This window comes from Segatella copri, assembly GCF_026015465.1.
GTDB lineage: Bacteria > Bacteroidota > Bacteroidia > Bacteroidales > Bacteroidaceae > Prevotella > Prevotella copri_E.
Window position 1 is genome coordinate 33,703 of the sequence record NZ_JAPDUQ010000002.1, and the last position, 21,431, is coordinate 55,133.

At 46.4% G+C, this 21,431-nt stretch carries 20 protein-coding genes; 12 read left to right on the forward strand and 8 right to left on the reverse strand.

Annotated elements, in window-relative coordinates; all coding sequences use genetic code 11:
* Positions 1-45 precede the first annotated feature (45 nt).
* The 4 genes from ONT08_RS06980 to ONT08_RS06995 all read left to right on the forward strand — a co-directional run bounded on the left by ONT08_RS06980 (position 46) and on the right by ONT08_RS06995 (position 5,617).
* Positions 46-1,764: a phosphoethanolamine transferase gene (locus tag ONT08_RS06980; protein ID WP_119236325.1), complete on the forward strand. Its 1,719-nt coding sequence runs from the start codon at positions 46-48 to the stop codon at positions 1,762-1,764.
* 150 nt (positions 1,765-1,914) lie between these two features.
* Entirely contained in the window at positions 1,915-3,444 is a 1,530-nt protein-coding gene (locus tag ONT08_RS06985; RefSeq protein ID WP_117587178.1) for a carbon-nitrogen hydrolase family protein, read from the forward strand.
* 65 nt (positions 3,445-3,509) lie between these two features.
* The gene (locus tag ONT08_RS06990) at positions 3,510-4,637 is read left to right on the forward strand and encodes an o-succinylbenzoate synthase (protein WP_264959591.1); all 1,128 of its coding nucleotides are present in this window, start codon (positions 3,510-3,512) and stop codon (positions 4,635-4,637) included.
* Complete coding sequence (locus ONT08_RS06995) at positions 4,634-5,617, forward strand: AMP-binding protein (protein ID WP_264959592.1); 984 nt, start codon at positions 4,634-4,636, stop codon at positions 5,615-5,617. Before ONT08_RS06990 ends, ONT08_RS06995 begins: the two co-directional genes overlap by 4 nt.
* A 33-nt stretch (positions 5,618-5,650) precedes the next feature.
* On the opposite strand, the gene aroB is transcribed toward ONT08_RS06995, so the two are convergent.
* Positions 5,651-6,697 (reverse strand): 3-dehydroquinate synthase, encoded by a 1,047-nt coding sequence (aroB, locus tag ONT08_RS07000; protein ID WP_264959593.1) that lies wholly within the window; start codon positions 6,695-6,697, stop codon positions 5,651-5,653.
* A 235-nt stretch (positions 6,698-6,932) separates the two neighbouring features.
* On the opposite strand from aroB, the gene ONT08_RS07005 reads away from it, so the two are divergent.
* Positions 6,933-9,887, forward strand: a complete 2,955-nt coding sequence (locus ONT08_RS07005) for a TonB-dependent receptor (RefSeq protein ID WP_264959594.1) — start codon at positions 6,933-6,935, stop codon at positions 9,885-9,887.
* Positions 9,888-10,188: 301 nt separating this feature from the next.
* On the opposite strand, the gene ONT08_RS07010 is transcribed toward ONT08_RS07005, so the two are convergent.
* On the reverse strand, positions 10,189-11,745 hold the full coding sequence (locus ONT08_RS07010) for an IS1182 family transposase (protein ID WP_118200255.1): 1,557 nt from the start codon (positions 11,743-11,745) through the stop codon (positions 10,189-10,191).
* A gap of 196 nt (positions 11,746-11,941) precedes the next feature.
* Positions 11,942-12,472 (reverse strand): porin family protein, encoded by a 531-nt coding sequence (locus ONT08_RS07015; RefSeq protein ID WP_117587175.1) that lies wholly within the window; start codon positions 12,470-12,472, stop codon positions 11,942-11,944.
* A gap of 294 nt (positions 12,473-12,766) precedes the next feature.
* Here ONT08_RS07015 and ONT08_RS07020 point away from each other — a divergent pair, with 294 nt between their 5' ends.
* Together ONT08_RS07020 and ONT08_RS07025 are read left to right on the forward strand one after the other, a co-directional pair.
* Complete coding sequence (locus ONT08_RS07020) at positions 12,767-12,976, forward strand: DUF6722 family protein (protein WP_040552996.1); 210 nt, start codon at positions 12,767-12,769, stop codon at positions 12,974-12,976.
* A 2-nt stretch (positions 12,977-12,978) separates the two neighbouring features.
* Complete coding sequence (locus ONT08_RS07025; protein ID WP_006847295.1) at positions 12,979-13,101, forward strand: hypothetical protein; 123 nt, start codon at positions 12,979-12,981, stop codon at positions 13,099-13,101.
* A 44-nt stretch (positions 13,102-13,145) separates the two neighbouring features.
* On the opposite strand, the gene ONT08_RS07030 is transcribed toward ONT08_RS07025, so the two are convergent.
* From ONT08_RS07030 to ONT08_RS07040, 3 genes are read right to left on the reverse strand one after another with little or no spacing between them, the layout of a single operon-like run.
* On the reverse strand, positions 13,146-13,568 hold the full coding sequence (locus tag ONT08_RS07030) for an RNA-binding S4 domain-containing protein (protein WP_203053821.1): 423 nt from the start codon (positions 13,566-13,568) through the stop codon (positions 13,146-13,148).
* 2 nt (positions 13,569-13,570) lie between these two features.
* The gene (gene pth, locus ONT08_RS07035) at positions 13,571-14,143 is read right to left on the reverse strand and encodes an aminoacyl-tRNA hydrolase (RefSeq protein ID WP_118254008.1); all 573 of its coding nucleotides are present in this window, start codon (positions 14,141-14,143) and stop codon (positions 13,571-13,573) included.
* Positions 14,144-14,194: 51 nt separating this feature from the next.
* Positions 14,195-14,800 (reverse strand): 50S ribosomal protein L25/general stress protein Ctc, encoded by a 606-nt coding sequence (locus tag ONT08_RS07040; RefSeq protein ID WP_006847298.1) that lies wholly within the window; start codon positions 14,798-14,800, stop codon positions 14,195-14,197.
* A gap of 283 nt (positions 14,801-15,083) precedes the next feature.
* On the opposite strand from ONT08_RS07040, the gene nusB reads away from it, so the two are divergent.
* The 5 genes from nusB to ONT08_RS07065 all read left to right on the forward strand — a co-directional run bounded on the left by nusB (position 15,084) and on the right by ONT08_RS07065 (position 18,588).
* A complete protein-coding gene (gene nusB, locus ONT08_RS07045; protein ID WP_264959595.1) occupies positions 15,084-16,145 on the forward strand; it encodes a transcription antitermination factor NusB in 1,062 nt (353 codons plus the stop codon).
* Between the two features lie 78 nt (positions 16,146-16,223).
* Positions 16,224-16,538 (forward strand): preprotein translocase subunit YajC, encoded by a 315-nt coding sequence (yajC, locus tag ONT08_RS07050; RefSeq protein ID WP_264959596.1) that lies wholly within the window; start codon positions 16,224-16,226, stop codon positions 16,536-16,538.
* Positions 16,531-17,511, forward strand: a complete 981-nt coding sequence (locus ONT08_RS07055; RefSeq protein WP_264959597.1) for a CdaR family protein — start codon at positions 16,531-16,533, stop codon at positions 17,509-17,511. Before yajC ends, ONT08_RS07055 begins: the two co-directional genes overlap by 8 nt.
* Positions 17,512-17,554: 43 nt before the next feature.
* Positions 17,555-18,127: a dephospho-CoA kinase gene (coaE, locus tag ONT08_RS07060; protein WP_022121572.1), complete on the forward strand. Its 573-nt coding sequence runs from the start codon at positions 17,555-17,557 to the stop codon at positions 18,125-18,127.
* An 11-nt stretch (positions 18,128-18,138) separates the two neighbouring features.
* Positions 18,139-18,588 carry a DUF5606 family protein gene (locus ONT08_RS07065; RefSeq protein ID WP_022121573.1) on the forward strand — a complete coding sequence of 150 codons (450 nt, stop codon included), beginning with the start codon at positions 18,139-18,141 and terminating at the stop codon, positions 18,586-18,588.
* A 187-nt stretch (positions 18,589-18,775) separates the two neighbouring features.
* Here ONT08_RS07065 and ONT08_RS07070 read toward each other — a convergent pair whose 3' ends face one another.
* Both ONT08_RS07070 and ONT08_RS07075 read right to left on the reverse strand, forming a co-directional pair.
* A complete protein-coding gene (locus ONT08_RS07070) occupies positions 18,776-20,137 on the reverse strand; it encodes an MATE family efflux transporter (RefSeq protein ID WP_264959598.1) in 1,362 nt (453 codons plus the stop codon).
* A 278-nt stretch (positions 20,138-20,415) separates the two neighbouring features.
* Entirely contained in the window at positions 20,416-21,369 is a 954-nt protein-coding gene (locus ONT08_RS07075; RefSeq protein ID WP_264959599.1) for a phage antirepressor, read from the reverse strand.
* Between the last annotated feature and the right edge of the window lie 62 nt (positions 21,370-21,431).

Here is a 21,431-nt window from a genome sequence, read left to right on the forward strand (position 1 = left end):
TATGTAGTTTGATAATGCTCTTTAAAGTGTTAATGAAAAAGTAGAATGAACAGTTTTACGGATATATATAATAAGGTGTCATCGGGAGCATTCCTTTACGGGTATGCTGTGGGAGCATTGTTGTTGCCTAATATAGCTCTGTGCTATACTGAATGTCTGGCTCCTTGGGCTTGTGGTGCCAATGTGTTGCTGCCTTTGGCACTCTACATGTGGTTCTTTTCGTTAACCAGATGCCCGGGTAAGATGATCTGGTGGGCTTTTCTTTTTGTTTTTTTCGCTGCCTTCCAACTGGTATTGCTTTATCTCTTCGGGACGGGAGTGATAGCGGTAGATATGTTTCTGAATCTTGTAACTACCAATCCTGGCGAGGTGAAGGAACTGCTTGATAATCTGTTGCCTGCTGTGGTGGGTGTTTTTGTGGTTTATCTTCCTTTGCTGGTTCTGGCTGTTGTCAATATCAGCAAGAAAGGGATGATAGTGGTTCAACTCCAGCATCGAGTGCGTCGTTGGGCTTTGGAGATAGCTGCTGTCGGTTTATTCTGTCTGCTGGCTTGCTATGTGGCTGTAGATGATTATCGCTTGCGCAACCAGCTTTATCCTGTTAACGTTTGCTATAATCTCTATCTTGCTTTCGAGCGTGATGCGGCTTCAGAGAATTACAGGGAGGCAAGCAGAAATTTCAGGTTTGATGCCAGGAGCGAGCACGATGCTGAGGCTCCCGAGGTGTATGTGATGGTGGTGGGAGAGACGGCGAGAGCCCACAATTTCAGTCTCTATGGCTATCCGCGCGATACCAATCCTTTGCTTTCCAAGACTCCTGGAATCATAGCTTTTCCCGATGCTACAACCCAGAGTAATACTACGCATAAGAGTGTTCCTATGCTCCTGTCGGCTGCATCAGCAGAGGATTTCGAACGTCTCTTTCATGAGAAAGGTATCCTGGCAGCTTTCAGGGAGGCGGGATTTCATACCGTATTTATCAGCAATCAGCTGCCTAATCATTCTTTTATTGATTTCCTTGGCGAACAGGCTGATGAACATTACTTCCTGAAGGAAGGTGCTTCTGCAAAAGATAATCATTATGATAGTGATTTGTTGCAGAAGTTGGATGGGATATTGCCTGCGGCAGATGCTTCTTCATCCAAGCAATACCGTTATCGGAAACTCTTCGTGGTACTTCATACTTATGGTTCTCACTTTAATTACCAAGAGCGCTATCCCCGTAATTTCGCTTTCTTTAAACCTGACAGTAAGAGCGAAGCGAAGCCAGAGAACCGGCGTGACCTGCTGAATGCATACGATAATACCATCCGGTATACCGATTATATCCTGCATGGTATCGTAGAACGTCTGCAGAAATGGGAGAAGACTCAGGCAAAGACGGATGGGGTATATAGCCAACCTACATCGGCGCTGCTCTATACCAGCGACCATGGAGAGAATATCTTTGATGATGACCGTCGCCTCTTTCTGCACGCCGCCCCGAAGGCATCTGATTATGAACTGCATGTTCCTTTCATCATCTGGACATCAGAAGGTTATGGAAAGCAATATCCGGGAATACTGAAAACTTTGTCTGGTCATCGTACCCAACAGGTACAGACGAGTCTTTCGGCTTTTCATACGATGTTGGGGATAGGAGGCATCCTGACCCGTTATCGCCAGGAAGAATATTCTGTGGCAAGTGAGAAGTATCATCCTGTGAAGTTGTTTTATCTGAATGATCATGATGAAGCGATTCCACAGGAAAATGCCAAATATTAGCATCTGATTTTAAGCGTAAACGCGCTCTTTGTGTAAAATACATGAAAAGAGTTTTCGTAAATGTCAATTATTTGCGAAAACTCTTTGTCGTATCTATAATTTGCTGTATCTTTGCACCCGGATTTAGATAATAATAAAAATACAGTTGTTATGGAACCAACTCGAAAAATCGAAAAGGTAGGCATGCGCAACCTCCGTATGGAGGATTATGATCAGCTTGCCAAGTCGTTTAAGCGTATTTACGCAGACTCAGATGTATTCTGGACAAAAGAACAGATTAAGAAACTCATTACTATCTTCCCTGAGGGTCAGGTGGTTATTATCGTTGATGATAAGATTGTGGGCTGTGCGCTCTCTATCATCGTCAATTATAATATGGTGAAGGGCGATCATACCTATGCTCAGGTTACGGGTAATGAAACCTTCAATACTCACGATCCTAATGGAAACATTCTTTACGGCATCGAGGTATTTATCCACCCTGATTATCGTGGTTTGCGCCTGGCTCGCCGTATGTATGAGTATCGCAAGGAACTCTGCGAGAAGCTCAATCTGAAGGCTATCATGTTTGGCGGTCGTATACCAAACTATCACAAGTATGCCGATAAGATGCGCCCTAAGGAGTATATTGAGCATGTAAGAAACCGTGAAATCTATGACCCGGTTCTTACCTTCCAGCTTTCCAATGATTTCCACGTGCGCCGCGTAATCCGCAACTATCTTCCTAGCGATGAGGAGAGCGAACACTGCGCCACCCTCTTGCAGTGGGATAACATCTATTATCAGCCGCCTACGGATTCTTATGTAGACCGCAAGCCAACCGTAAGAATCGGATTGGTACAGTGGCAGATGCGCCCATACGCTTCGGTGGATGACCTCTTTGAACAGGTTGAGTTCTTCGTTGATTCTGTGAGCGATTACAAGAGCGATTTCATACTCTTTCCAGAGTATTTCAATGCGCCTTTGATGGCTCGTTTCAATGATTTGGGTGAGGCGCAGAGCATCCGAAAGATGGCGCAGTATACCGAAGAAATCCGTGACCGTTTCCGCGAGTTGGCCATCAGTTACAACATCAATATCATCACGGGTAGTATGCCTTATCTTAAGGACGATTCCCTCTATAATGTGGGCTTCCTCTGCCGCAGAGATGGTAGCGTAGACATGTACGAGAAGATTCATGTTACACCAGATGAGCAGAAGTGCTGGGGATTGAGTGGTGGTAGCCATATCCAGACCTTTGATACCGATTGCGGTAAGATTGGTATCGTCATCTGCTATGATGTGGAGTTCCCTGAGTTGTCAAGATTAATGGCTGAGGATGGCATGCAGATTCTCTTCGTTCCATTCATGACCGATACCCAGAATGCTTACTCCCGAGTAAGAGTATGTGCACAGGCCCGTGCCATCGAGAACGAGTGCTATGTTGCCATTGCGGGTAGTGTGGGCAACCTGCCACGTGTTCACAACATGGATATCCAGTATGCCCAGAGCGCCGTGTTCACCCCTTGCGACTTTGCTTTCCCTAACGATGGCAAGCGTTCAGAGGCAACACCTAATACCGAGATGATTCTCGTATCAGATGTTGACCTGAATCTCTTGAATGAGCTTCATACCTACGGTGCTGTAAGAAATCTTCGCGACCGCCGTAAGGATCTCTACGAATTGAAACAGAAAAAGTAGGGGAAGGGAAGTGAAGAACGAAGAGTGAAGAATTCAATTGTATTGATATATAGATTATATAAAGAATGTATAAGATAGAAATCTCGGAGCGCACGCTCCACTTCAAGCAGCCGGCAGGCACGTCTCGTGGCGTATATACCACGAGACACAGTTATTATCTCACCCTTACATCGGATGAATTGCCGGGAGTAGAGGGAGTGGGAGAGTGTGCTACGCTCCCTGATCTCAGTTGCGATGCCAAACCGGAATATGAGATGACCCTGCGACAGGTTTGTCAGATGGTGGAGCAGATGGGACGCATTCCTTACGATATGATTCGTGCTTATCCTAGCATCACCTTCGGTTTGGAAACAGCCTTCGCTTCGTTCTTCGATGCAGCGAAGAAGTTTTTGGAGATTGTTCCTGCTGAAGGAGCATCTTCTTCTTCAGAAATGTTGAAGCAGAAAGGGGTTTCTGTTCCAGCCGGAATGGAGAACCTGACAGATCTTTTCGATTCTCCTTTCGGAAGAGGTGAAGAAGGTATCACAATCAACGGATTGGTGTGGATGGGTACTTACGAGGAAATGCTGGCCCGGTTGGAGGAGAAGCTCCAGGCGGGTTTCCATTGCGTGAAACTGAAGATCGGTGCCATCGATTTTTTCAAGGAACTCGATCTCATCAAGCGCATCCGTGATGTGTATACCAAGGAGCAGGTTGAGTTGCGTGTAGATGCCAATGGCGGCTTCTTGCCGGAGAATGCAATGAGTCAGCTGGAGGCTTTGGCTAAATATGACATTCATTCGATTGAGCAGCCTATCAAGCAGCATCAGTGGCCTAAGATGGCTCAGCTTTGTCGCGAAACACCGCTTCCTATCGCCCTAGACGAGGAGTTGATTGGTGTGAATGTCCGGAGTATGAAGCAGGCTTTGCTCGATACGGTCCGTCCTCAGTATATCATCCTCAAGCCTTCACTTCATGGTGGAATCTATGGATGTAACGAGTGGGTAGAACTGGCTAACCAGCGCGGTATCGGCAGCTGGATTACTTCTGCTCTTGAGAGTAATATCGGTCTGAATGCTATTGCTCATTATGCAGCTAAAGTATATGGTCCTAATGTCAAGATGCCGCAAGGCTTGGGCACCGGACAGCTCTTTACTGATAATATACCGATGCCTTTGGAGATTCGTGGTGACAAACTGTTTGTAGTAAAATGACTTTAGAAGAATTCCTTTCAGAATGGAATAACGGTAGCGACCGGATGCTTGTTCATACAAGTGGTTCTACAGGCAAGCCTAAACCGATGTTGGTTGAGAAAAAGCGGATGCTCAACTCGGCCCGCATCACTTGTGATTTCCTGGGATTGAAACCTGGTGATAGCGCCCTGCTCTGTATGTCGCTCGATTATATTGCAGGTAAGATGGTGGTGGTGCGGAGTATAGAGCGCCATCTCCATCTTATTTCAGTTTACCCAAGTGGGCATCCTTTGAAAGATGTAAATGAAGAGATTACCTTCGCTGCGATGGTCCCGATGCAGGTTTATAATACCCTGCAGGTTCCTGAAGAGCGGGCTCGTCTCTGCCGCATCAGGCATCTTATTATCGGTGGTGGAGCCATAGATGAGGCTCTCGAACAGAAACTGAAGGCTCTTCCCGGCGATATTGCCATCTGGAGTACCTACGGAATGACCGAAACGCTCTCGCATATTGCCCTGAGAAGAATTAACGGTGCTGAGGCTAGCGAATGGTACCAGCCTTTCGATAGTGTGAAAATCAGTCAGACCGAGGAAGGATGTCTGGTGATAGATGCTCCGCAGGTCTGTGCAGAGCCCCTGGTAACGAACGATATAGTGGAAATAGAATCCTATATATATAATAAGGTGGAAAAACTCCGTTTTCGCATCAAAGGCAGAAAAGACAATGTGATTTGCAGCGGAGGCATCAAGATTCAGATAGAAGAGGTTGAGGCTCTGTTGAAACCTTATCTCGAAAAAGCTTTCATGATTGTCAAGAAGAAAGACGGGAAGTTTGGAGAAATTGCTGTCCTCTTGACGGAAGATGAGGATATGGAAAAAATAGAGGCGACTGTTCGCCGCCTCTTATCTGATCATAAATATTGGATTCCTAGAGAATACCTTCATGTAAACCAGCTTCCGCTTACCGAAACCGGAAAGCCGAAGCGTGCTATCCTTCTTTAAAGAGATTCTCTGAAGAAAGATTCTTTAGCTGAATTATCCTTCTCTGAAGAAATCGAGTGCTTCCTTGATCTCTTCTGTCGTAGCTGTCTGGTTGATACGGATATCGCCTATGCCACCTAGCATCGTGAAGTTGATGATGCCATTCTGGTTCTTCTTGTCGTGGTGCATCAGTTCGATGAGCTCATCATAGTCATCGCAGGTAATATCCAGTGAACCATAGAATTCCTTGATGAAGTTTACGGTCTGGCGCATCTTCTCAGTAGGGAATCCGGTTTTGGCAACACTCAGATAGAGTTCAGGGATGAGACCGAATGCCACTGCATAACCATGCAGGATAGGCTTGCGCTTCAAAGCCCAACTCTCGAATGCATGACCGAAAGTATGCCCCAGGTTCAGCGCCTTGCGGATGCCCTGCTCGTGCGGATCCTGCTCTACAATGCGCTCCTTTACCTTCACGCTGTCGCCTACCATGCGCTGCAACTGCTTCAAATCAGGCTTGTCGAGGTCGAAACTGACCAGTTCTTCCCACATTGCTTCTGTAGAAATCAGACCATGTTTCAGCATTTCTGCATAGCCCGAACAGATGTTTTCTGCATCGAGCGTCTTCAGGAACTCTGTATCGAGAATAACAAATTTTGAATCATTGAATACACCTACTTCGTTCTTCAATCCGCCGAAGTTGATGCCTGTCTTTCCACCTACCGATGCGTCTACCATAGCCAGCAGGGTGGTAGGGATATTGATAAAGTTGATACCTCTCTTAAAAGTGCTGGCAGCAAAGCCACCCAGGTCGGTTACCATGCCGCCGCCCAGATTAATCATACAGGAGTGGCGTGAAGCTCCTCCCTCCTGCAGTCCTTTCCATACCATCATCAGGCTGTCGATGTCTTTATGGCTGTCGGTAGCCGGAATAGTGATGATATGGGCTTCCTTCATGCAGTAAAAACTCTGCAATACAGGCATGCATAGTTCCAATGTCGTAGTATCTGTAAGCACAAAAAGCTTGTCGTGCTCACACTCAGAAAGTGCACTTACCAGTTCGCTTTCCAGTTGGGTTGATATGATTACTCTTTGTTCCATAACATTCTAACGTATTAATTTTCGTGCAAAGATACACTAAAATGGAGACAATACAAAAAAAAAGTTGCTAATTTTGCGTTTTTTATCTCAGAATGCATTAAACCTTGGTGTATTTAACGCGTCAAAACTACCAGATTAACAAAAATGGTTATTAAAATATCATAACGGTTAAGTGAAAATAATGGTCAGGTGGAAATAACGAACAAGTGAATATAATAACAAATTAAAAATAAGAATGAAAAAATCGATTCTGACGATGCTGCTGCTGTTGATGGCAATAGCATCCTTTGCTCAGCAGCGACTGATATCCGGTCAGATTACCGACCGCGATACCAAGGAGGCCATTGAGCAGGTAACTATTCAATTGCTTAAGAGCGACAGCACGTATGTGGCTGGTGCCATCAGTAATGAGAACGGACTCTTTCACGTCACCGCTCCGGCTAATGGCAAGTATCTGCTCAAGATTTCGAGTGTAGGATATAAGTCTACCGTGAAGCGTATCCAAATTTCTGATAACAAGGATCTGGCTATGGGTAAGATTGTGCTGGGTGCTGAGGCTATCATGCTGAAAGGCGCAGTGGTAACAGCCATGGCTCAGAAGGTAACCCTGAAGGAGGATACTTTCGTGTACAATTCTTCTGCCTATCGCACACCGGAAGGCTCGGTAGTTGAGGAACTCGTAAAGCGTCTGCCGGGTGCAGAGGTGAGCGATGACGGTACCATCAAGATTAATGGTAAGGAGGTAAAGAAGATTCTGGTAGACGGCAAGGAGTTTATGACCGGTGATACCAAGACTGCCCTGAAGAACCTGCCTACCAGCATCATCGAGAAAATCAAGGCATACGATGAGAAGAGTGATCTCTCTAAGGTAACCGGTATTGATGACGGCGAGGAGCAGACCGTGCTCGACTTCGGTGTCAAGAAGGGTATGAATAAGGGTCTGATTTCCAATATCGACCTGGGCGTGGGCAACAAGAGCCGCTATAACATGCGTGGTATGGGCGGTTATTTCTCTAATAACAGCCGATTCATGCTCTTTGCCAATGCCAATAACACCAGCGACCGTGGTTTCGGAGGCGGTGGCCCCGGTAGAGGTTTCGGAGGTGCTAACGGTTTGAATGCCAGCAAGATGATAGGTGCTAACTATAATTATGAACTGAAAGATAAATTCAAGTTCAATACTTCACTTCGCTGGAATCACAGCGATGGCGATATTTGGAGCCGTCGTTCCAGCGAGAACTTCATGGGTAGCAGCTCTTCGTTCAGCAACAGCTTGACTCAGAATTTCTCCCGCAACAACAGCTGGAACGGCAACATCCGCTTGGAGTGGATGCCAGACTCTATGACCAATATCCTCTTCCGTCCTTCCATCTCCTGGAGTACCAGCGATGGATTGAGTGACAGCCAGTCGGCTTCTTACAACAAGGATCCTTATACCATTACCTCCAAAGACCCTCTTTCTGAGGAAGGTATTGATGAGTTGGAGAAGGCTGAGGCTATGGTGAACAGTCAGTTGACTAACGGAATCACCTATTCTGATAATAACAATATCAGAGGTATGCTGCAGGTGAACCGCAAGTTGGGCAACAAGGGACGTAACATCACCTTCCGTGTGGATGCCAAATATACGGATAATGACAGCAAGAGCATCTCGCTCAACAATGCCAAGCTCTATCTCGTACAGACAGCGGAGGGTAAGGATTCTACTTATCAGACCAATCGCTATAACCTGACTCCTTCGAAGAATTACAGCTATGCGGGCCAGTTGACCTATAGTGAGCCACTCTGGAAGGCTACCTTCCTGCAGTTCAGCTATAAGTTTACTTACAGCTACTCCAAGAGCGACCGCAGCACCTACGATTTCAGCAAGTATGCGATGAATGGCGATCATGAATATCGTAGTTGGGATAGTTATCTGAATCCGTTTGCCGGTCATCTCGAAGATTACAAGGATGATGATCAGAGCCGTTTCTCAGAGTATCGCAACTATAATCACGATATCCAGGTGATGATGCGATTCGTCCGTCAGAAGTACAACCTGAACTTCGGTGTGATGGTTCAGCCACAGCAGTCGAAGTATATCCAGGATTATCAGGGAGTGCATGTAGATACCGTTCGCAATGTGGTGAATGTGAGTCCAACCTTCGATTTCCGTTATCGCTTCTCAAAGATGAGCAACCTGCGTGTGAACTACCGTGGTACCACTTCTCAGCCAAGCATCTCTCAGTTGCTTGATATCACAGATAACAGCGACCCGCTGAACATCTCGAAGGGTAACCCTGGTTTGAAGCCATCGTTCACCCAGAACTTCCGATTGTTCTACAACAATTTCGTGCAGAACCACAACAAGGGTGTCATGACCTTCATCAACTTCTCAACCACCAACAATAGCATCAGCAACAAGGTGACCTACGATGAGAAGACTGGTGGTAGAATCACCCGACCTGAGAATATCAATGGCAACTGGAATGTGATGGGAGCCTTTATGTTCAACTGCTCTATCGATAGTGCCGGTGTATGGAACTTGAATACCGACACCTACTTGGGTTACAACAACTACGTGAGTTATCTGAGTCTCGACAAGCAGTCTGATTCCCAGAAGAATACCACCCGCAGTACTACTTGGAGAGAGCGCCTCTCTTTCAGCTATCGCAACAACTGGCTGGAGCTTTCGCTCGATGGAACATTGAATTATAACCATGCTACAAACAAGTTGCAGCCAAACAGCAACCTCAATACCTGGCAGTTCTCTTATGGTCCTAGCATGACGCTTACAGCGCCTTGGGGCACCAGTCTGAACTCAAGCCTCTCTATCAGCAGCCGCCGCGGTTATAGCGACAGCAGCATGAATACGGATGAGTTTGTATGGAATGCGCAGCTCTCTCAGGGCTTCCTGAAGGGCAAGCCTCTTACCATCATGCTGCAGTTCTACGATATCCTCCGCCAGCAGAGCACCTTCTCTCGTGCCATTTCTGCTACATCCCGCACGGATACGGAGTATAATGCCATCAACAGCTATGCGATGCTGCACGTGATTTACCGCCTGAATCTCTTCGGAGGCAAGGATGCCCGTAGGGGTGGACCTGAAGGTCCTGGTGGTCCTGGTGGTCCTGGTGGCCGTCCAAACTTCCATGGTCGTCCATTCAATGGCGGTTTTGGCGGTGGTCGTCCAGGCGGCAGAATGTTCTAGAAAAGAAAATGAAGTAAGCTTCATTTTAAACGATAGTAAGCCTCACTCCATGTTTACGTGAGGCTTATTTCAAACAGATATGACGAGAAAAAAAGAAAGAGGGTGTGTCATAAGTCTGTGACGCACCCTTTTTTTGTGTGTGTTTCTATATATTCTAGTTGAATCGTAGTCTTTCTTCACAAAGGGAATCTTATTATATTGTATAGAAACTTTACTTTTCTTGTTTTATCGATAACAAAACAGCCCCAAAGCCCACAAAAGGGCATAGTTATCCCTGACGATAAAAAAACAAAATTGAGTTTTATCGTTTTATACCCAAATATTTCTTCAAATTGAATCCCATTCCGAACAATCCTAGATCCATGTAAACCTTGTCCATTCCAAAATGCCTGAATCGCTTATAATGCATATCTGCCTTCATCTGCCCAAATACAGCTTCCGGCTCTATCGGTCGCTGGCTTCTGTGTTTCAAGCCCTCTTCAGACGTTAGTAGCAGGAAGGCTTCCTTTTTATATGCATTCAGTTTATGGTTGACATATATGGTTCTGTTGCCTTTGGATTTCTTGCAGAGACTTCCAAGCGGACATCCATCACATCGTTGTGCTCTATATAATGTAATGACAGACACATAGCCGGAGTCACTTTTCGTTTGCCGTTGTCCACAAGGTTCCATGTGTTGTCCCATGGGGCAGACATAATAGTCATCATCCCTGTTGTAGTAGAAGTTCGCTTGGTTGAAGGCATCCTCCTTGAAAGGCTTATGCTGTTCCTTGTGAAACCAGTTGTACTTTACATAACCCATCATTTCTTCCATCTCTAGGTACTCGTAGTTCTCCTCCGAGCCATACCCTGAGTCTGCGGTGACGCTCTTGGATTGCTTTCCATATCTTTTCTTGTACTTATCCAAAAAAGGCTTGAAGGTCAGGGTGTCTGTTGGATTGGGATAAAGGGCGAAATTCGTCCAATATTGATTCTCTGTCGCAATTTGAAGGTTATAGGCAGGCTTTGTCTGCCCATTGTTCATGGCATCTTCCTTGAGGCGCATGAAGGTCGCATCGGGATCAGTCTTGGAGTAACTGTTTCTCTCGCCCAGTATATCCAGTGATTTTTCATACTCGCACAGTTTGTCCGAGGCTTTGAACAAGTGATCTATCTGAGTATTTAGCTTTTGCTTCTCTCTTCCTGTAAGCTTTGCCTTAGGAAGGTTCTTAGCTTGCCTCTCACACAAACGTGCACTTCTCTCTACATCCTTGGCGGAAGTGGCTGGCTCGCTGTCTTCTTCCTTAATGTCACTCCCGCCATTCAGGCGAATTTGTTCTTTTATCTGAGCCAATGCAGCAGAGGTCTTTTCCAAGAGCTTAGCCCTGTTCTTTTCCACAGTCTTCTTCCATACAAACGTGTACTTGTTTGCTTTCGACTCTATCTTAGTGCCATCAACATATTGTTCCTCCAGACTAATCACGCCCTTTTCAACCAATATGGAGACGACTGCATCAAAATAAAAGTCGATGCATTTAATCATATGATTGGATCTAAAGCGGTTGATTGTTGCGAAAGATAATTGCTTACCTCCACAAATCCACATATAGCGAACATCGTATTTAAGTGCGTCCGCTATGCCACGACAGGAATAAACGCCATTGATATAGGCAAAAACAACTAAACTTAGAAGCATCTTCGGACTGTAAGGAGGAGCACCAATCCCATCATAGGTATCCATGAGAGGGTTGATGTCCATACTGCGAACAATACGATCCACCATACGAACTTTGCTGTCTTTTGGCACATAATCATCGAAAGAGTTAGGAAAAAAGCTCAATTCGTGCCGAGTTTCAGATTTTATTTGTATCTTTGCCATACTTAAAGAAGTTTTCTGCAAAGATACAAATCTTTTGCGGAAAGGCAAAGCCCGAGCTTGTGAAAGTTTGGGCTTTGTTGTAAATAAAAATGTTTTTTAAAGATTTCGTATCTGTGAAAAGGCAAAAAATAAAAAGGGGTGCGTCACAGACTTATGACACACCCTCTTGTTATTTTGTCTTATCAAGAGTTCTCGATTAGAGAGCGAACTTGTAACCTACAGTAATCTGGATTACGTTGTTGTAACCTTCGTCTGAGTGCTTGAATACCTTTGTACAGCCGATGTTGTAGCGAGCATCGAATACAAAGTTAGAATACTCATAAGAGAGACCTACTGGTACAGAAAGGTCGAATGTCTTAAGAACCTCGTCAGGCATATCATCCTTACCTACCATGAAACCTGGCTGAATACCAGCCTTGAGAGCGAGACCCTGAGCTACATAGTAGTTCAATGTTACAGGTACGTTGATATATCCTGGAGTCCAAGTTACATGGTCTGATTTTGTGCCCTGAGCAGAGTAGAGAGCGCCAACAGCGATACCTACCTTGTCTGTAGCCTGATACTGCAATTCTGCACCTGCAGCGAAACCAGCTTTCCAATCGCCGTCAGCGATAGTAGAAACGTTCAAACCTACCTTAGGCTGAATAGTTGTTGTACCTGCAGCCTGCTGTGCGAAAGCACCTACTGAAGACAGCACCATAGCTGCCATAACAAATAATTTTTTCATAACTCTTTCAATTTATAAATTTAAAACTGTTAATATTCTCGTAGCTTTTGAAATAGTATGTTACTATAAAGCTGAAAATGAGGTAGCCATTTATCATGCCTTTCCATCATCTCTCGGGTGCAAAGATAGGATTTTTTACAATAGAGTCCAAACAAATTAATGATTATTTGCTAAAATCGGGCGAAAAAATACGAAATTGTTACCAAATAGAATATTTTTAGATTTTTTTTATTCCCGTTTTCTTGCATTGTTTCATAAAAAGTTGTATATTTGCAGAGCTAAATAGAAATGCTTATGGGACTGGAATTTGGAAAATGGTTAATGGACGTTGCCAAGTATATGTTGACGGCGCTCTTGCTAGCAAGTTTTTTTGGAGACATGAATACCCCAGGAATGGTTGCTATAGCAATATTAATAATGATGGTAATATTAGGCTTAGGGCTTTGGTTTGTGCACCTTAATAGTCCTGACGATAAAAATAATAAAAGAAAGAAAGGAAAATAATTATGACTACACAAGAAATTAATTTCGCAATGATTTGTGGAGCACTCATCCTGATTTGTCTTTTTGCTGTCGGGTTGATTATTCATGAAAAGAGCCAGCAAAAGAAGAATGCTCAATGGGAATAAAAAAAAATCCCTATACAGTATAAAAGATGTATAGGGATTCTTTTTTATTCTTCATCTTCGTCCCAGTCTTCTTCGTCAAATCCAAACATGGCTGGATCTACGAAGGCGTCCAGGGCACGACGTTCCTTCTTAGTTGGGCGACCGGTGCCTCGGGCTCTGTCTACGAATCCGCTGATGCGGCTCATCTCCAGGAGCTCGTATTGCTTAGGGTCGGTTACGTTCTTATAGACACCATACAGCATCTTGGCGCCTACGCGCTGCTCTATGCAGTCGAGAACCTCGAAAGAGTAGGTGATAGGGGCTTTCTTTACGCTCACCACATCGCCACGCTTGATGATGAAGGAAGGCTTTCTCGTTACGCCTCCTACCGTTACGCGGCCATTCTTACAGGCATCGGCAGCAATGCTGCGGGTCTTGTAAATGCGGGCAGCCCAGAGCCACTTGTCTATTCTTGCTGATTCTTTCATGATTACTTCTTCCCTAGCTTATTGTATTGGTTCATGGTGATGTCGATACCAGCCAATACGAAGCTTTTGATGATGTCTACACCCAGGTCGATGGCTGGCTGAAGCTGCTTCATGTCTTCTTCAGTATATTTGCCCAGCACCCAGTCTATCTGGCCGCCACGCGGATAATCGTTGCCGATGCCCATGCGCAGGCGGGCATAATTCTGACCGATAAGCTGCTGGATATGTCCCAATCCGTTATGGCCGCCGTTGCTGCCGTTCGCCTTCAGTCGGAAAGCACCCAGAGGCAGGGCTAGCTCATCGCTGATAACGAGCAGTCGGCTCTGGTCAATCTTTTCCTGATTCAGCCAATATCTTACCGCATTACCGCTGAGGTTCATGAATGTGGTAGGTTTGAGCAGGAAAATCTTTCTTCCCTTGAGCGTAGTCTCGGCTACGAAGCCATATCGCTTATCCTCAAAATGAATATTGGACGCTTTAGCAAAAGCGTCCAATACCATAAATCCTGTGTTGTGCCTGGTGCCGGCGTATTCATCGCCAGGGTTACCAAGCCCACAAATCAAATATTTATCCAATGTTTGATAATGCTTTACTCAGGTTCGTAAAATCTCTTGATGACTCAGCGATTAAGCCTCTGCATCATCAGCAGCCTGAGCTGCGAGCTGAGCGTTACGTGTCATCTTGATAGAGCAAACTACAACAGCCTTGCTTGTAGCCAACTCAAGACCCTCGAATGAGAGGTCACCTACCTTGATGCTCTTACCGATCTTCAACTCAGTAACGTCGATATCGAGGTGCTCAGGAATAACCTGGTAAGGAGCTGTAACGTTGATCTTACGGATAGAGAGGTTCATACGACCACCATCACGTACACCCTGTGCAAGACCTGTCAACTTAACTGGAATACCGATAGTGATAGGCTTCTGGTCGTTAACCTCGTAGAAGTCAACGTGCAGAGGAGCGTCTGTTGTTGGGTGGAACTGAATCTCCTTCATGATAGCAGTGTGGCTCTCACCGTCGATGATGAGGTTGATAACGTATACATGAGGAGTGTAGATGATTTTACGCAACTCAGCGAATGGAACTGCGAATGACAAAGCCTCAGGAGCACCGTTCTCGCCCTTCTTCTCACCATAAAGGTTACATGGAATCAAACCTTCCTTACGCAATGTCTTAGAAGCTTTCTTGCCAAGGTCTGTACGCTTCTGACCTGTTACATTAATCTCTTTCATTTTGTGTTACTCTAAATTAAGTTATTAATAAAAAATGTGCCTTAACTCGCCATCACACGGATTAGCTTTGCTTAAAGCGGGTGCAAAATTACGAAAATTATTTGGAATGAGCAAACTTTTTATAGAAAAACATGTCCTACATGCAGAAAAATTAAGGAAAATACAATTTTTTGCTTAAATAAACTGAAATTTTTGCCCGTTTTCTTGTCTATTACCTATTTAATGTGTATTTTTGCAAGCGTATTAGGTAATTTAATAAATGAATCTTTTAAAACATTAGAGAATGATTAATAGGGATTTGATAAGACGTAAGATTGTGCAGTTAACCTACGCATACTATCAAAACAGCGATCATAACATGGATAACGCTGAGAAGGAGCTGATGTTTAGTCTCTCCAAGTCATACGATTTGTACAACTACATGTTGCAGCTCATCGTTGCCATCACCCAGGAGGCACGCAAGCGCTACGATGTAGATGTAGCTCGTGCCAAAAGAGAGGGTGAGCAGGAACCTTCACCACGTTTCGCATTCAATAAGTTCGCTCTGCAGCTCGAAGAGAACAAGATGCTGCTCGAATGGATAGATGTAAAGCATTCCAACTGGGATGAGGATATCGAAATGGTGCGCAAACTGTATACTGCGATTACGTCTAGCGATCTCTATGCTGATTATATCAGCGGTGCTATTGATGAGGAACTCGCCGATCTCGACGAGTACAGCCGCGACCGCGAGGTATGGCGCCGCATCTACAAGCAGTTCATTCAGAATAATGAAGATCTTGATGCATTCCTCGAGGAGAAGAGCCTCTACTGGAACGATGACAAGGATATCATAGATACTTTCGTATTGAAGACTATCAAGCGTTTCGACCCGGAAGCTAAGGCCAAGCAGGAATTGCTGCCAGAATACAAGGATGCTGAAGACAGAGAGTTTGCACGCAAGCTCTTCCGTGCTACCATCCTCAACTGCGATACCTACCAGCGCTATATGAGCGAGGCTTTGCGCAACTGGGATTTCTCACGTCTTGCCTATATGGATGTAATTATCATGCAGATTGCCATCGCTGAGATTGTGAACTTCCCTGGCATCCCGGCTACCGTCACTATCAACGAGTATGTAGAACTTGCCAAGGCATACAGCACTCCTCGAAGCGGCGGTTATGTTAACGGTATGATCGACAACATCTGCCGCGAGCTCATCAGCCGCAACCTCATCCAGAAGGAGATGCCTGAGCGCAAGCAGCACGCACAGCACGGCGAACATGCCGGCAAACAGCGCCCAGACAACCAGCACTCAGCCGGCCGTCGTCCGCGCATTCATCGCGCTCCGGGCGAGGGTGAGTAAATAACGGAGGCCTTTCTTGCTGGTCACACCTTATTTATATATAGAACATAAAATAATAATAGATAATACTTTAACAACATGACAAATTTAGTATTGCAAGCAGCTGCCGGTGGTAGCAGCATGAGTTTTCTCATCATGATGGTAGCTATCTTCGCTATCATGTGGTTCTTTATGATCCGTCCTCAGCAGAAGAAGCAGAAGGAAATCCGCAAGTTCCAGAATGCTTTGGCAGAGGGTACCAAGGTGGTTACAGGCGGCGGTGTTTATGGCACAATTAAGCGTGTTAACCTCGAGGCTAATACCGTTGATGTTGAGATAGCTCGTGGCGTGGTAATCACTGTAGCTAAGGGCTACGTGTTTGCTGATGCAGCTAGTCAGACACCTAATGCATAGTATCAAGAGCATATTAAAAGCTGTCAGAAACTTCCTGTTCAGTGGTCTGAATAAGGAGTTTCTGATTTTTTTGTTCTTTCTCGCTCTCAGCGGCATCTTCTGGCTGATGATGACGCTCAATGAGACTACCGAGAGAGAATTCAATATTCCTGTGCAGTTAACCGGCGTGCCCCGCAATGCGGTGATAACCGGCGAACTCACTGATACCGTGCATATTACGGTGCGCGATAAGGGATTCACACTCGTTACCTATGCTTACGGAGGCAAGATTCATCCGCTCACATTCCGGTTTGCCAATTATGCCGACGAGGAAACGGGAACGGGACAGATTCCGATGGCTGATGTGCAGAAACAGGTGGCATCCCAGCTCTATGGCTCTACCAAACTGATTTCCATCAAGCCGGCAAAATTCGATTTCTTCTTCACCTACGGCTCTTCCAAGCGGGTGCCTGTGGTGTTCAGAGGTAAGATTACAACCAGCAAGAGCTATTATCTGGCACATACCGAATTCCTGCCGTCTACGGTTACGGTTTATGCCAACAAGAAGCAGCTCGACCAGTTGGAATCGGTAGAAATCGAGCCGTTCAACATGCGCAACCTGCAGGATACCATTCATCGCAGCGTACCTATCAAGAAGATACGTGGCATGAAGATTGTGCCTCAGATGGTGCGTCTGGCGGTATATCCTGATGTGCTTACCGAAGAGTCGGTCGAGGTGCCTGTTACGGCCATCAACATGCCAGATAACATGGTGCTCCGTACCTTCCCATCTAAAGTGGCGGTAAGATTCACCATCGGAGCCAGCCTCTTCAGAACCATCAAGCCGAGCCAGTTTAAGGTGGTAGTAGATTATAACGATCTGGCTAACAACCCTTCTGACAAGTGCAAACTCCAGTTGCGCAGCGTGCCGCGCTCGGTGAGCAAGGCGCATCTCGAACTGAAAACGGTAGATTATCTGCTGGAACAGCAATGATAGTTGATAATTGATAGTTTATAGTTGATAGTTTTCTACTATGATGAAGATAGCGATAACGGGGGGTATAGGTAGCGGAAAGAGTTATGTGTGCCGGATATTGGAGAAACAGGGCATCCGGGTTTACGACTGCGATGCTGAGGCTAAGCGGCTCATGCGCACCGATGCCCGCTTGCAGGCTGGCTTGAAGAAGCTGGTGGGCGAGCAGGTTTATAGTGCAGAGGGCGTTTTGCAGAAGCCCGTGCTGGCTCAGTTTCTGTTGGCTGGCGAGGCTAACAAGCAGGCTGTCAACGATGTGGTTCATCCGGCTGTGGCGCGCGATTTCGAGCAGAGCAGCTATGAGTGGATGGAGAGTGCCATCCTCTTCGATAGCGGTTTCTACCGCCGTATCCACCTCGATTTCGTGGTCTGCGTAACGGCTCCCGTCCCGGTCCGCATCCAGCGCATCATGCAGCGCGACCATATCCCGGCAGAGAAGGCGCAGCAGTGGATAGATGCCGTCATGCCGCAGGAAGAACTTGCAGCCCGCTCCGATTTCGAAATCGTGAACGATGGCGAGCAGGATATCGATGCACAGGTAAGGAAATTATTAGATATCATTAATAATAAAGAATAACAGAAAAGACAATGGAAACAATCCTTTCAATTGCAGGCAAACCAGGCCTTTATAAATTGGTATCAAGAGGTAACAGAAACCTCATCGTAGAAACACTCGATGAGACTCACAAGCGTATCCCAGCTTTCGCTACCGACCGCGTAACAAGCCTTGGTGACATCGCTATGTATACAGACGCTGATGAGGTGCCACTCTGGGAAGTGCTCGACAGCGTAAGCAAGAAGGAAGAGGGCAAGCCTAGCACTTTCAACTACAAGAAGGCGCCTGTTGCTGAGCTCCACGCTTATTTTGCTGAGGTTCTTCCTAACTACGATCGCGACCGTGTTCACGACAGCGATATCAAGAAGCTCCTCCAGTGGTACAACATTCTCGCTAAGTACGGCATCACCGATTTCAAGGCTACTCTCGCTCCTACAGAGGGTGAGAACGTAGATGATCGTGCTGAGCAGGTTGCTGAGTAAATCCCGTTTTTAGGCACGGATTTTTTTCGAGATTACAACTCGTTTTGAGTTATCTCTCGTTTTTAGGCACGGATTTCACGGATTACACGGATTTTTTTTGAGATTATAACTCGTTTAGAGCATGTCTCTATAAATCCGTGTAATCCGTGTAATCCGTGCCTAATTCTTTCCCCCCGTGCCTAATTCTTTATTTCTTTTCTATCTTCTTCAGTTCCTTCTCAAATCTTCTGCGATACATTTCGCCTGCTATGGTCAGACCAAACGGGAAGGCTAACCAGATGCCCAGAATGCCCAAGCCGCAAGGGAACCCCAGGGTGTAGCCCAGCGGCAAGGAGATGACGAAATAGGCGATGAAGGCATAGAGCACCATCGGCTTCACACAGGCGATGCCACGCAGCGCATTGGCAAAGGTATACTGCAGTCCGTCGCCAAACTGATATACCATCATCAGGATAATCAGCGTAGCCACATACGCCTGCACCTCCACATTATCATTAAACCAGCCACCTATCTGATGGCGAAGCAGGAATACCGGCAAACCCATACACAGCGAGAACAGCAGGTTCAGCCGGAACCCGTCGTAGGCATTGCGGCGAACTGCCCCGTAGTCCTTCTGACCCATAAAATGGCTCACGCGGATAGCCAGCGCAGCCGCCATGCCCGAAAGCACGAGATAGAAGAGCTGCGAGAGGGTTATCATCACCTGATGAGCCGCCAGCGGAATGGTTCCCAGCCAGCCCACCATCACACAGCTCAGCGTGAAGGCAGCCGATTCCATGCCCAGCTGCAGCGCCACAGGCCAGCCCAACCGGTTCATCTCCCTGAAGTCTGCCTTGGTCAGAGAACTGTGCAGAATATCGCGTCTGTATTCCCCGAAATTCTTGCCCGTCATCAGCATGCCCACCATTGCCAGCGCCATCAGAATACGGCTCACCAGCGTCGAAATACCGGCTCCCAGCAAACCCAGTTCCGGGAAACCCGCCACACCGTAAATCAGTACCCAGTTGCCCAGGATATTGATTACGTTGCCGCCAATCATCGCCCACATCGCCACCTTGGTCTGTCCGAGTCCGTCAAGAAATTGCTTCATCGTGAAGAAGATGCCCATGAAGAGCACCGAGGCAAGGTTTACCAGAAAGTAAGGACGGATGAGCGAGAGCAGCTCTTCAGGCTGTCCGATGCGCTCCAGATTCAGGTAGAGCACAACGAGGGCGAGGGTGAAGATGATGCCCGTCAGCATGTTGGCACAGAAGGCATTGCGCACTTTCTGTCCGATGCAGTCGGTCCGTTCCTCGCCGTAGAGCCGTCCGATGATAGGAGTGAGTCCGTAGGTGAATCCCATATAGGATACGAAAACGAGACCGAAGATATTGTTCACCAGTCCGGCAGCCGCCAGTTCGGGTGTACTGTGATGGCCAATCATCAGCGTATCAGCAAATCCCAGAATGATGGTACCCAGCTGTCCTATGATGATAGGAATGCCGATAGCCAGCAGTTCCCGGTAGTGATGTTTCTTGTTTGTCGTTATTGATGTCGTATGATTATTCATATTTGCTTTTAATTACTAATCTATTTCCTTTATTCTGCTTAAGAGCATGCAAAGTTACGGCTTTATTTACTAACTACCAAATTTTTCTCCCTTTTTTTAGAGGACCAGCGATGGAATCGCTGGGAACGGAGCGCAAAGGGGCGCAAAGGGGCGCAAAGAGGCAGGAAGAGGCCTTTCCCCTTCCTGCCCCCGTCCCCAGCGATTCCATCGCTGGTCCCCCTAAAAAAGGTAAAAAGAGCCCTAGCTAGCTTATCCCCGCTAGGCTCTTTTTTACTTTTTTACCCTTTTACCTTTAATAAATGTATGAACTTCCTTCCTCTTTCTGTCCATACGAGGTAGGTGTGGGTGTAGGCGGTGCCCAGCTTCTCCTGTGCCCCATCGCAGTGAGGGTCGGGGAGGGTAGAGTAGCGGGTGCGGCTCTTCGCCAGGCCCATGTGGGCATAATCAGCATAGAGCAGATACTGGCCGCTCTGGTAGTACTGGATATGAAGGGCACAGAGCTGGCGGTTCAACTCCTGTGCCGTGATACCCAGCTCCTTCGCTATCTGCGTGGTGGTATAGCAGGAAACAGAGTTGAGCACATTGTCGGTGTAGAGCGCCTTTGGCAGAAGATGATCCACCTGATTCTCCAACTGGATGATGTTCTCACCGTTCTTGGCGATGCAAACCACCTGTTCGTCCACCACACCGTTCAGCCGACGAATCTCCGTATCCTGTTCACCGATGAGTTTCTTCTGCTGATCAATCTGTACCTGCTGGTTTTTCAGCAGATTCTCCTTCTCCTTGAGTGTAGCCCTGAGAATCTCTTCAGCATGTCGAATTGTCTCCTCATCACTCTCTCCCTGCTGTACCGGAATATAACCGCCCGTCTTGCGAATCTGTGGCAGCACCTCGGAAGTAACCCAGTTTTTGAACTTCACCGCCGTTGGAAGCTTGGAGCCGAGAACCAAAGCATAGAAACCGCTCTCGTTGACGAAAAGCATCTGCTGAGTTCGTACTGTTCGGCTTCCATCCTTACGAAGGCTGCCCGATACCTTGACGCCCTGTTTTAGGGCGTCAAGGTGGTTAACCAACTGGTTTACAGCGTTTCTTGATTTTTTATACCCCAGTATATCACAGACATCCTTTGCACAGAACAAGGGTTCTCCATCTTCATCGGTCAAGGTACGAATCTTACCGAATTCAGGGTTTTCAAACACAACAGCATTCCCCGCTGTCTTTTCATTCTTCATTTCTTCCTTTTTTGTTTTATAATTTTTTTCCATGATATAAAAATGTATTAAAATTAAACACT

What these genes read in the sequence shown, in the direction of transcription:
- ONT08_RS07030 (WP_203053821.1), bottom strand. Translation starts at nt 13,568, where the DNA reads ATGAAAGAATCAGCAAGAATAGACAAGTGGCTCTGGGCTGCCCGCATT.
- ONT08_RS06995 (WP_264959592.1), top strand. Translation starts at nt 4,634, where the DNA reads ATGACTTTAGAAGAATTCCTTTCAGAATGGAATAACGGTAGCGACCGG.
- ONT08_RS07075 (WP_264959599.1), bottom strand. Translation starts at nt 21,369, where the DNA reads ATGAAGAATGAAAAGACAGCGGGGAATGCTGTTGTGTTTGAAAACCCT.
- ONT08_RS07055 (WP_264959597.1), top strand. Translation starts at nt 16,531, where the DNA reads ATGCATAGTATCAAGAGCATATTAAAAGCTGTCAGAAACTTCCTGTTC.
- ONT08_RS07005 (WP_264959594.1), top strand. Translation starts at nt 6,933, where the DNA reads ATGAAAAAATCGATTCTGACGATGCTGCTGCTGTTGATGGCAATAGCA.
- ONT08_RS07070 (WP_264959598.1), bottom strand. Translation starts at nt 20,137, where the DNA reads ATGAATAATCATACGACATCAATAACGACAAACAAGAAACATCACTAC.
- ONT08_RS07025 (WP_006847295.1), top strand. Translation starts at nt 12,979, where the DNA reads ATGACTACACAAGAAATTAATTTCGCAATGATTTGTGGAGCACTCATC.
- ONT08_RS06980 (WP_119236325.1), top strand. Translation starts at nt 46, where the DNA reads ATGAACAGTTTTACGGATATATATAATAAGGTGTCATCGGGAGCATTC.
- coaE (WP_022121572.1), top strand. Translation starts at nt 17,555, where the DNA reads ATGAAGATAGCGATAACGGGGGGTATAGGTAGCGGAAAGAGTTATGTG.
- ONT08_RS07015 (WP_117587175.1), bottom strand. Translation starts at nt 12,472, where the DNA reads ATGAAAAAATTATTTGTTATGGCAGCTATGGTGCTGTCTTCAGTAGGT.
- ONT08_RS07065 (WP_022121573.1), top strand. Translation starts at nt 18,139, where the DNA reads ATGGAAACAATCCTTTCAATTGCAGGCAAACCAGGCCTTTATAAATTG.
- nusB (WP_264959595.1), top strand. Translation starts at nt 15,084, where the DNA reads ATGATTAATAGGGATTTGATAAGACGTAAGATTGTGCAGTTAACCTAC.
- yajC (WP_264959596.1), top strand. Translation starts at nt 16,224, where the DNA reads ATGACAAATTTAGTATTGCAAGCAGCTGCCGGTGGTAGCAGCATGAGT.
- ONT08_RS07040 (WP_006847298.1), bottom strand. Translation starts at nt 14,800, where the DNA reads ATGAAAGAGATTAATGTAACAGGTCAGAAGCGTACAGACCTTGGCAAG.
- ONT08_RS07010 (WP_118200255.1), bottom strand. Translation starts at nt 11,745, where the DNA reads ATGGCAAAGATACAAATAAAATCTGAAACTCGGCACGAATTGAGCTTT.
- ONT08_RS06990 (WP_264959591.1), top strand. Translation starts at nt 3,510, where the DNA reads ATGTATAAGATAGAAATCTCGGAGCGCACGCTCCACTTCAAGCAGCCG.
- aroB (WP_264959593.1), bottom strand. Translation starts at nt 6,697, where the DNA reads ATGGAACAAAGAGTAATCATATCAACCCAACTGGAAAGCGAACTGGTA.
- ONT08_RS07020 (WP_040552996.1), top strand. Translation starts at nt 12,767, where the DNA reads ATGGGACTGGAATTTGGAAAATGGTTAATGGACGTTGCCAAGTATATG.
- ONT08_RS06985 (WP_117587178.1), top strand. Translation starts at nt 1,915, where the DNA reads ATGGAACCAACTCGAAAAATCGAAAAGGTAGGCATGCGCAACCTCCGT.